The sequence below is a fragment of the Cupriavidus sp. 96C5-1 genome, from assembly GCF_057798855.1.
Window position 1 is genome coordinate 209,821 of the sequence record NZ_JBYOJU010000006.1, and the last position, 9,582, is coordinate 219,402.

General features: G+C 69.0%; 8 protein-coding genes and 1 pseudogene. All 9 read left to right on the forward strand.

Features of this window, described 5'->3' with window-relative positions; all coding sequences use genetic code 11:
• Positions 1-15 precede the first annotated feature (15 nt).
• Positions 16-945, forward strand: a complete 930-nt coding sequence (gene cbbX, locus AC3FOF_RS10635; RefSeq protein ID WP_017225361.1) for a CbbX protein — start codon at positions 16-18, stop codon at positions 943-945.
• Entirely contained in the window at positions 933-1,697 is a 765-nt protein-coding gene (locus AC3FOF_RS10640; protein WP_276269328.1) for an HAD family hydrolase, read from the forward strand. The genes cbbX and AC3FOF_RS10640 overlap by 13 nt, the downstream gene beginning before the upstream one ends.
• 78 nt (positions 1,698-1,775) lie before the next feature.
• Entirely contained in the window at positions 1,776-2,879 is a 1,104-nt protein-coding gene (locus AC3FOF_RS10645) for a class 1 fructose-bisphosphatase (RefSeq protein WP_276269329.1), read from the forward strand.
• Between the two features lie 11 nt (positions 2,880-2,890).
• Positions 2,891-3,769: a phosphoribulokinase gene (locus tag AC3FOF_RS10650; protein WP_035813408.1), complete on the forward strand. Its 879-nt coding sequence runs from the start codon at positions 2,891-2,893 to the stop codon at positions 3,767-3,769.
• 11 nt (positions 3,770-3,780) lie between these two features.
• Entirely contained in the window at positions 3,781-5,793 is a 2,013-nt protein-coding gene (gene tkt / locus AC3FOF_RS10655; protein ID WP_488726572.1) for a transketolase, read from the forward strand.
• On the forward strand, positions 5,793-6,512 hold the full coding sequence (gene gph, locus AC3FOF_RS10660) for a phosphoglycolate phosphatase (RefSeq protein ID WP_276269334.1): 720 nt from the start codon (positions 5,793-5,795) through the stop codon (positions 6,510-6,512). The genes tkt and gph overlap by 1 nt, the downstream gene beginning before the upstream one ends.
• Before the next feature lie 147 nt (positions 6,513-6,659).
• The gene (locus AC3FOF_RS10665) at positions 6,660-7,868 is read left to right on the forward strand and encodes a phosphoglycerate kinase (protein WP_276269331.1); all 1,209 of its coding nucleotides are present in this window, start codon (positions 6,660-6,662) and stop codon (positions 7,866-7,868) included.
• Between the two features lie 57 nt (positions 7,869-7,925).
• Positions 7,926-8,963 carry a class II fructose-bisphosphate aldolase gene (gene fba / locus AC3FOF_RS10670; protein WP_017229168.1) on the forward strand — a complete coding sequence of 346 codons (1,038 nt, stop codon included), beginning with the start codon at positions 7,926-7,928 and terminating at the stop codon, positions 8,961-8,963.
• A gap of 252 nt (positions 8,964-9,215) precedes the next feature.
• Positions 9,216-9,582: pseudogene (locus AC3FOF_RS10675) on the forward strand (hypothetical protein); the annotation flags it as partial.

Below are 9,582 nucleotides of genomic sequence, written 5' to 3' on the forward strand. Positions count from 1 at the left end.
ACTTCGGAGCAAGCCATGTCCGCGCCCGAGTCTCCCGCACATCTGCAGCCGCCCGGCACCCTGGCGGCTACGCTCGCCAGTTCGGGCATCAAGGAATTGCTGGCCCAGCTGGATCGCGAGCTGATCGGGCTGGCGCCGGTCAAGTCGCGCATCCGCGATATCGCGGCGCTGCTGCTGGTGGACAAGCTGCGCGCGGCGCGCGGCTTTTCCGCCGGCGCGCCCAGCCTGCACATGTGTTTCAGCGGCAATCCCGGCACCGGCAAGACCACCGTGGCCCTGCGCATGGCGCAGATACTCCACCAGCTCGGCTACGTGCGCCGCGGGCACCTGGTGGCGGTCACGCGCGATGACCTGGTCGGCCAGTACATCGGCCACACCGCGCCCAAGACCAGGGAGATCCTGAAGAAGGCGATGGGCGGCGTGCTGTTCATCGACGAGGCCTACTATCTCTACCGGCCCGAGAACGAGCGCGACTACGGCCAGGAAGCCATCGAGATCCTGCTGCAGGTGATGGAGAACAACCGCGACGACCTGGTGGTGATCCTGGCCGGCTACAAGGATCGCATGGACCGATTCTTCGAATCCAACCCGGGCATGTCCTCGCGCATTGCCCACCATATCGATTTTCCCGATTACAAGGCCGAGGAACTGGGCCGGATCGCTGACCTGATGCTCGACGCGATGCAGTACCGCTTCGACGACGAGAGCCGAACGGTCTTTGCCGACTACCTGGCGCGGCGCATGACGCAACCGCATTTCGCCAATGCCCGCAGCGTGCGCAATGCGCTCGACCGCGCGCGGCTGCGCCACGCGTCGCGCCTGCTCAATGACCCGGGCGCCATTGCCGACGACCTGGCCCTGACCACCATCACCGCCCCCGACCTGCTCGCCAGCCGCGTGTTCGCGCAGCCTCAGGGCCAGGAGTGTGCGCCATGCAAGCCCTGATCTTCGACGTGGACGGCACGCTTGCCGATACGGAGTCAGCCCATCTGCAGGCCTTCAATGCGGCCTTTGCCGAGGTCGGCCTCGACTGGTGCTGGGATGTGGCGCTGTACACGCGCCTGCTGAAGGTGGCCGGCGGCAAGGAGCGCCTGCTGCACTACTGGCGCATGGTCGATCCGGATGAGGCCCGCGGCGCCAGCGTGGCCGAAGCCATCGAGGCGGTGCACGCCGTCAAGACCCGCCACTACACCGAGCGCGTCAGCGGCGGCGGGTTGCCGCTGCGCCCCGGCATCGCCCGGCTGATCGGCGAGGCCGGCCAGGCGGGCACGCCGATCGCGATCGCCACCACCACCACCCCGGCCAACCTCGATGCGCTGCTGCGCTCGCCGCTGGGGCCGGACTGGCGCGCTCGCTTCGCCGCCATCTGCGACGCCGGCACTACCGCGGTGAAAAAGCCCGCGCCCGATGTCTATCTCGAGGTGCTGGCGCGGCTTGGCGTGGATGGCGCTGACTGCCTGGCGTTCGAGGACTCCGGCAACGGCCTGCGCGCCGCGCAGGCGGCCGGCGTTCCCACCGTGATCACGCCGACGGCCTACACCGCCGCGGAGCGCTTCGATGGCGCGCTGCTGGTGCTGCCGCACCTGGGCGATCCGGACCAGCCCATGCCGCAGCACCTGCCGGGCGCGGACCACCGCTGGGCCGATCTGGCCGCGCTGCGCCGCTGGCATCGCGGCACCCGGTCCGAGGCGGCCTGAGATGAACTGCTTTTGGAATGAGACACGCAAAGTGCATCGACACCGCTATCCCGCGAATTCAAAAAGAGGAGACCAGCCATGCCACAACGACCCCAGCCGCATCAGCCGCATCAGCCGCACAGAAAGACCCTGACCCAGTTCCTGATCGAGGAGCGACGCCGCTACCCGCAGGCCAGCGGCGGCTTCAACGGCCTGATACTCAACGTCGCCATGGCGTGCAAGGAGATCGCGCGCGCGGTCGCGCTCGGCGCGCTGGGCGGCCTGCACGGCAGCGCGGACGGCGCCGTCAACGTACAGGGCGAGACGCAGCAGAAGCTCGATGTGCTCAGCAACGCGGCCTTCCTGCGCGTCAACGAATGGGGCGGCTACCTGGCCGGCATGGCGTCGGAGGAAATGGAGGTCCCCTACCAGATTCCGCCGCAGTATCCGCGCGGCAAATACCTGCTGGTGTTCGACCCGCTCGACGGATCTTCCAATATCGACGTCAACGTCTCGGTGGGCAGCATCTTCTCCGTGCTGCGCGCGCCGGAGGGTGCCGATGCGGTGGCCGAGCAGGATTTCCTGCAGCCCGGCACCGCACAGGTGGCGGCGGGCTACGCCATCTACGGGCCCACCACCATGCTGGTGCTCACGGTTGGCAATGGCGTCAACGGCTTTACGCTGGACCCCAACCTGGGCGAGTTCTTTCTCACGCACGCCAGCCTCGAGGTGCCGGCGGACACGCATGAGTTCGCCATCAACACTTCCAACAGCCGCTTCTGGGAGGCGCCGGTGCGGCAGTACGTCTCCGAATGCGTGGCCGGCCGGAGCGGGCCGCGCGGCAAGGATTTCAACATGCGCTGGATTGCCTCGATGGTGGCCGAAGCGCACCGCATCCTGATGCGCGGCGGCGTCTTCATGTACCCGCGCGACAGCAAGGACCCGGCCAGGGCCGGGCGCCTGCGCCTGCTGTACGAGGCCAATCCGATCGCCTTCCTGATGGAGCAGGCCGGCGGCCGCGCCAGCACCGGCCGGCAGCCCCTGATGTCGGTGCAGCCGGGCGCGCTGCACCAGCGCATCGGTGTCATCTTCGGCTCGCGCAACGAGGTGGAGCGGATCGAGCGCTATCACGCCGATCCGCCCGGTGCCGAACTTCCCAATCCCCTGTTCAACGAACGCAGCCTGTTCCGCGTTCCCGCCTGAGGTGCATGCGCATGTCCGAACGCTATCCCATCATCGCCATCACCGGCTCCTCCGGCGCCGGCACCACCTCCGTCACCCGCACCTTCGAGAGCATCTTTCGCCGCGACGGCGTGAAATCGGTCGTGATCGAGGGCGACAGCTTCCACCGCTACAACCGCGCCGAGATGAAGGTCAGGATGACCGAGGCCGAGCAGAGCGGCAATATGAACTTCAGCCACTTCGGTCCCGGCACCAATCTCTTTGGCGAGCTGGAGAACCTGTTCCGTACCTATGCCGAGTCGGGCACGGGCATGCGCCGGCGCTATCTGCACAGCGTCGAGGAGGCCGCGGCCTTCCAGCAGGAGCCGGGTACCTTCACCGGGTGGGAGCCACTGCCCGAGGACGCCGAACTGCTGTTCTACGAGGGGCTGCACGGCGGCGTGGTGACCGATGAGGTCAATGTGGCGCGGTATCCCGACCTGCTGATCGGCGTGGTGCCGGTGATCAACCTGGAGTGGATCCAGAAGCTGTGGCGCGACCAGAAGCAGCGCGGCTACTCCAGCGAGGCGGTGACCGACACCATCCTGCGGCGCATGCCGGACTACGTCAACTACATCTGCCCGCAGTTCTCGCGCACCCATGTCAATTTCCAGCGCGTGCCCTGCGTGGATACCTCCAACCCGTTTATCGCCCGCGAGATCCCGGCGCCGGACGAAAGCATGGTGGTGATCCGCTTCGCCAACCCCAAGGGCATCGACTTCCAGTACCTGCTGAGCATGGTGCATGACTCCTTCATGTCGCGCGCCAATACCATCGTGGTGCCCGGCGGCAAGATGGAGCTGGCCATGCAGCTGATTTTCACCCCCTTCGTGCAACGCATGATGGAGCGCCGCAAGCGCGCGGCCCTGTGAGGACCCGAGAGATGAATGCACCCGAACGTATCGATCCGGCGGCGCGCTGCGCCAACGCGCTGCGCTTTCTCGCCGCCGACGCGGTGGAGCAGGCCAGGTCCGGCCATCCCGGCGCGCCGATGGGCATGGCGGAGATGGCCGAGGTGGTGTGGCGGCGCCACCTGCGCCACAATCCGGCCAACCCGGCGTGGCCCGACCGCGACCGCTTCGTGCTGTCCAACGGCCACGCTTCCATGCTGCTCTACGCGGTCCTGCACCTGAGCGGCTACGCGTTGCCGGTGGCGCAGCTGCGCCAGTTCCGCCAGCTGCATGCGATGACCCCGGGCCATCCCGAGGCGGGCGTGACCCCGGGCATCGAGACCACCACCGGCCCGCTCGGGCAGGGCCTGGCCAACGCGGTCGGCATGGCGCTGGCGGAAAAACTGCTGGCCGCCACCTTCAACCGCCCCGGCCATGCCATCGTGGATCACCACACCTATGTGTTCCTCGGCGACGGCTGCCTGATGGAGGGGATCAGCCACGAAGCCGGTTCGCTGGCGGGCACGCTCGGGCTCGGCAAGCTGATCTGCCTGTACGACGACAACGGCATCTCCATCGACGGCGAGGTGTCCGGCTGGTTCGCCGACGATACGCCGCGGCGCTTTGCCGCCTATGGCTGGCATGTCATCCCGGACGTGGACGGCCACGACGCGCAGGCCATCGACGCCGCCATCGTCCAGGCCAGGGCGCAAGGGGAGCGGCCCACGCTGATCTGCTGCAAGACGGTGATCGGCAAGGGCGCGCCGGCCAAGGCCGGCGGGCACGATGTACACGGTGCGCCGCTGGGCCCGCAGGAGATCGCCGCCATGCGCGCAGCGCTCGGCTGGGAGGCGGAACCGTTCGCGGTGCCGCCCGACGTGGCCGCCGCCTGGGATGCCCGCGCGCAGGGCGCCGAACGCGAGGCCGGCTGGAACGCGCGCTTCGCCCGCTACAGCGCGGCCTACCCCGAGCTGGCCGCGGAGTTCCTGCGCCGCGTCGAAGGCAGGTTGCCGACGGCATTCGAGGCCGGGCTGACCGCGCTGCTGGAGGCACCCTCGGCCTTGCACGGCAAGATCGCCACGCGCAAGGCGTCGCAGCTCACGCTGGAAGCGCTGACGGCGGCCTTGCCGGAACTGCTGGGCGGCTCGGCCGACCTGACCGGCTCCAACCTGACCGACGTGAAGGCGTCGGTGTGGGTCAACCATGCGGGGCAGGGCAACTACGTGAGCTACGGCGTGCGCGAGTTCGGCATGGCGGCCGCGATGAACGGCATGGCCCTGCATGGGGGGCTCATCCCCTACGGCGGCACCTTCATGACATTCTCCGATTACTCCCGGAACGCCATCCGCATGGCTGCCCTGATGCGGCAACGCGTGATCCATGTGCTGACCCACGATTCGATCGGGCTTGGCGAGGACGGTCCCACCCACCAGCCGGTCGAGCATGCGGCCAGCCTGCGGCTGATCCCAAACAACCAGGTCTGGCGCCCCTGCGATGGCGTGGAGACCGCGCTGGCCTGGCTGGCGGCGGTGCGGCGCGACAACGGGCCGAGCTGCCTGTTGCTGTCGCGCCAGGCGCTGACCCCGTTTGCCCGCGATAGCGGGCAGCTCGCCGGCATCCGGCGCGGCGGCTACGTGCTGCAGGATGCGCGGACGCCCCAGGCGGTGCTGATCGCCACGGGTTCCGAGGTGGAGATCGCCATGCGTGCCGCAGCCTTCCTGGCCGAGGAGGGGATCGGCGCGCGCGTGGTGTCGATGCCCTGCGTGGAGCTGTTCCACGCGCAGGACGCCGCCTATCGCGAGGCCGTGCTGCCGGCCGGTGTGCCGCGCGTCAGCGTCGAGGCGGGCGTCACCTGGTTCTGGCGCGCGGTGGTGGGCGAGGGCGGTGCCACCATCGGCATCGACACCTTCGGCGAATCGGCGCCGGCCGACGCGCTTTACCAGCACTTTGGCCTGACCCCGGCCCATGTCGCGGATGCGGTGCGCGCGCTGCTGGGCAAGCCGTGATGGGCATCGCGGCGGACAGGAACAGGGCCGCGGTATTGATCGACCTCGACGGCACCCTGGTCGATACGGCGCATGACATCGTGGAGGCGGCCAACCGCATGCTGGACGAGCTTGGGAGCGCGCCGTTGCCCTTCGACACGGTCAGCGGCTTTATCGGCAAGGGCGTGCCCAACCTGGTGCGGCGCGTGCTCGAGACCGCGGGCATCGGCCAGAGCGGGGCGGAATTCGCGGAGGCGGTGTTCCACCACCACTATGCCGACGTCAATGGGCATCTGGGCCAGGTCTTCCCCGGCGTGCAGGCCGGGCTGGCGGCCTTGCAGCGCCAGGGCTACCGGCTCGCCTGCGTGACCAACAAGCCCAGGGCGCTGGCGGCGCCGCTGCTGGCCAAGACAGGCCTGGCCAGGTACCTGGAGGCCCTGGTCGGCGGCGACACGATCGCGCGGATGAAGCCGGACCCGGAACCCTTGCGGCATGCCTGCCGCCTGCTGGGGGCCGAGGCAGGGCGGAGCGTGCTGATCGGGGATTCGGCGGTCGATGTGGCAGCGGCGCGGGCCGCCCGCATGCCGGTCTACCTGGTGCGCTACGGCTATGCGGGCGCCGGCGGTGCCGCGGCGCTGGACAGCGACGGCGTGATCGACTCGCTGGAGGACTTGCCCGGACTGCTGGCGCTGGCGCGCCGCGGGCCGGAGCGAGGCGATCAACGCGACGCGCGAAGCTGACAGGATGCGCCAAAGCCGTCTGATGCGCCCGATGGTGTCATGCGGAAGCGGAAAGCCAATCGGACCACACGCGAGCCACCTCAGAACAACCATACGGAGACAGGCGGGGATGACCATCAAGACGGCCATCCCCGCCAGGAGAGAATCATGCCAACCACAGGCACAGTCCACACGCTATCGGCCCTGCTGGCCGGGGGCGATGTCGCCGGCCAGCGCGTCTTTATCCGCGCCGACCTCAACGTGCCGCGGGATGCCGCCGGCGAAATCACCGACGATACGCGTATCCGCGCTTCCCTGCCGGCCATCGAAGCCTGCCTGCAGGCGGGCGCGGCGGTCATGGTGACCTCGCACCTGGGACGGCCGGTGGAGGGCGAGCCGGACCCGCGCCATAGCCTGGCGCCGGTGCGCCGCCGCCTCTCGGCGCTGTTGCGGCGCGAAGTCCCTTTGCTGAGCAGTTGGGTCGATGGCGGCTTCCAGGTGCCGCCCGGCCAGGTGGTGCTGCTGGAGAACTGCCGCGTCAACAAGGGCGAGAAGGGCAATTGCGATGAACTGGCGCAGAAGATGGCGAGGCTGTGCGACATCTACGTCAACGACGCCTTCGGCACGGCCCACCGTGCCGAGGCGACCACCCACGGCATCGCCAGGTATGCCCCGATAGCCTGCGCCGGCCCGCTGCTGGCCGCCGAGATCGAGGCGCTGGGCCGCGCGCTGGGCCAGCCGGCGCGTCCGCTGGCGGCGATCGTGGGGGGCGCCAAGGTCTCGACCAAGCTCACCATCCTGAAGTCGCTGGCCGGCAAGGTCGATCAGCTCATCGTGGGCGGCGGCATCGCCAATACCTTCATGCTGGCGTCCGGCCTGAAGATCGGCAAGTCCCTGGCCGAGGCGGCGCTGGTGGAGGAAGCCCGCGCCATCATCGACATGATGGCCGCGCGCGGCGCCTCGGTGGCCATTCCGGTGGACGTGGTGTGCGCCAGGGAATGCAGCGCCACCGCCGGCGCCGCGGTAAAGCGGGCGGAAGACGTGGCGGACGACGACATGATCCTGGACCTCGGGCCGCGCACGGCGGCGCAACTGGCCGGGCAGATCAAGACCGCCGGCACCATCGTATGGAACGGGCCGGTCGGCGTGTTCGAGTTCGACCAGTTCGGCAATGGCACCCGGGTGCTGGCCGAGGCCATCGCCGCCTCGCCGGCGTTCTCGATCGCCGGTGGCGGCGATACGCTGGCCGCCATCGCCAGGTACGGCATTGCCGGGCAGCTTGGCTATATCTCGACCGGCGGCGGTGCCTTCCTCGAATTCCTGGAAGGCGGCAAATTGCCGGCCGTCGACGTGCTGGCGCAGCGCGCAGCCGCGTGAGGCCCGATCCCCCATTCCCGACATCACCGAATCCGCGTCAACCCAAGGAGCTTCGCCATGTCCCTCGTATCGCTGCGCCAGTTGCTGGACCACGCCGGAGAATTCGGCTACGGCGTGCCGGCTTTCAATGTCAATAACCTGGAACAGATCCAGGCCATCATGGAGGCCGCCGGGGAGACCGACAGCCCGGTCATCCTGCAGGCCTCCGCCGGCGCGCGCAAGTATGCCGGCGAAGCCTACCTGCGCCATATGGTGCTGGCTGCGGCGGAGACCCATCCGGACCTGCCCATCGTGCTGCACCAGGACCATGGTTCCAGCCCGGCCGTATGCCAGGCATCGATCCGCTCGGGCTTTACCAGCGTGATGATGGACGGTTCGCTGCGTGAAGACATGAAGACGCCCTCGGACTACGGCTACAACGTCGAGGTCACCCGCCGCGTCTGCGAGATGGCGCACGCGGTAGGGGTGTCGGTGGAGGGCGAACTGGGCTGCCTGGGCTCGCTCGAAACCGGCCAGGCCGGAGAGGAGGACGGCGTGGGCGCTGCCGGCACCTTGTCGCACGACATGATGCTGACCGACCCCGACCAGGCGCGCGACTTCGTCGCCCGCACCGGCGTGGATGCCCTGGCCATCGCCATCGGCACCAGCCACGGGGCCTACAAGTTCTCGCGCAAGCCGACGGGCGACATCCTGGCGATGGACCGTATCCGCGACATCCACCGGAAAATTCCCGATACCCACCTGGTGATGCACGGTTCCAGCTCCGTGCCGCAGGAGTGGCTGGAGATAATCCGCCAGTACGGCGGCGAGATCAAGGAAACCTACGGCGTGCCGGTCGAGGAGATCCTGCGCGGCATCAAGACCGGCGTGCGCAAGGTGAACATCGACACCGATATCCGCCTGGCCATGACCGGCGCCATCCGCAGGTCCCTCGCCGAAGACCGCAGCGAGTTCGACCCGCGCAAGGCATTGCTGGCGGCCAAGAAAGGCGCGAAGAGCGTGGTGCGCCTGCGCTTCGAGGCGTTCGGCTGTGCCGGGCAGGCTTCGAAGATCAAGCCGGTGCCGTTGGAAAGGCTGGTGCCGCGCTACCGCTAGAGACCAGGCGAAGGGGATCCGTCCGGCGTGCCAGGCCATGCGCCAGCCCGGTGTTCCGCGTGATGACGCGCGGGTGCGGGGCTGGCGCCGCGTCCTTTTGCGCCGATCGATCCGCCGCGCGAGACGGCTGGTGTGCCACGCCCGGCACAGACTGTCACCGTGGCCGGGTTGCCACGCGCCGCGCCGTCGGCCACGCCGTGCTGGCACGGAACGTGAATGTGCCAAGGCGGATTTATCAGCCCTGGAGCCGGTATGTGGGTAGTGAAACTCGGCGGCAGCCTTGGCCGCGATCCGCTGTTGGGCGAGTGGCTGCGGGAGTTGAGCGAACTCGGCGGCGGCCGCATCGTCGTGGTGCCGGGCGGCGGCTTCGCTGCGCAGGTGCGGGAGCATCAGGCGCAGTGGGCGTTCAGCGACGTGGTGGCGCACAATATGACGGTGCTGGCCATGGCCCAGTACGGGCTGATGATGCAGGGCCTGTGCCCCGGCATGTCGCTGGCGGTCCACGAGAAGGATATCCAGGACGTGCTGCGCAATGCCGGCGTGGCGGTGTGGGCGCCGGGGGGGGGGGGGGGCGGCACGCGCCCCCCCACAGGCCCCCCCGCCGGCCCGGCGGGCCCCC

Coding starts and splice junctions, on each gene's coding strand:
- AC3FOF_RS10650 (WP_035813408.1), top strand. CDS start 2,891: ATGTCCGAACGCTATCCCATCATCGCCATCACCGGCTCCTCCGGCGCC.
- AC3FOF_RS10640 (WP_276269328.1), top strand. CDS start 933: ATGCAAGCCCTGATCTTCGACGTGGACGGCACGCTTGCCGATACGGAG.
- tkt (WP_488726572.1), top strand. CDS start 3,781: ATGAATGCACCCGAACGTATCGATCCGGCGGCGCGCTGCGCCAACGCG.
- cbbX (WP_017225361.1), top strand. CDS start 16: ATGTCCGCGCCCGAGTCTCCCGCACATCTGCAGCCGCCCGGCACCCTG.
- AC3FOF_RS10645 (WP_276269329.1), top strand. CDS start 1,776: ATGCCACAACGACCCCAGCCGCATCAGCCGCATCAGCCGCACAGAAAG.
- gph (WP_276269334.1), top strand. CDS start 5,793: ATGGGCATCGCGGCGGACAGGAACAGGGCCGCGGTATTGATCGACCTC.
- AC3FOF_RS10665 (WP_276269331.1), top strand. CDS start 6,660: ATGCCAACCACAGGCACAGTCCACACGCTATCGGCCCTGCTGGCCGGG.
- fba (WP_017229168.1), top strand. CDS start 7,926: ATGTCCCTCGTATCGCTGCGCCAGTTGCTGGACCACGCCGGAGAATTC.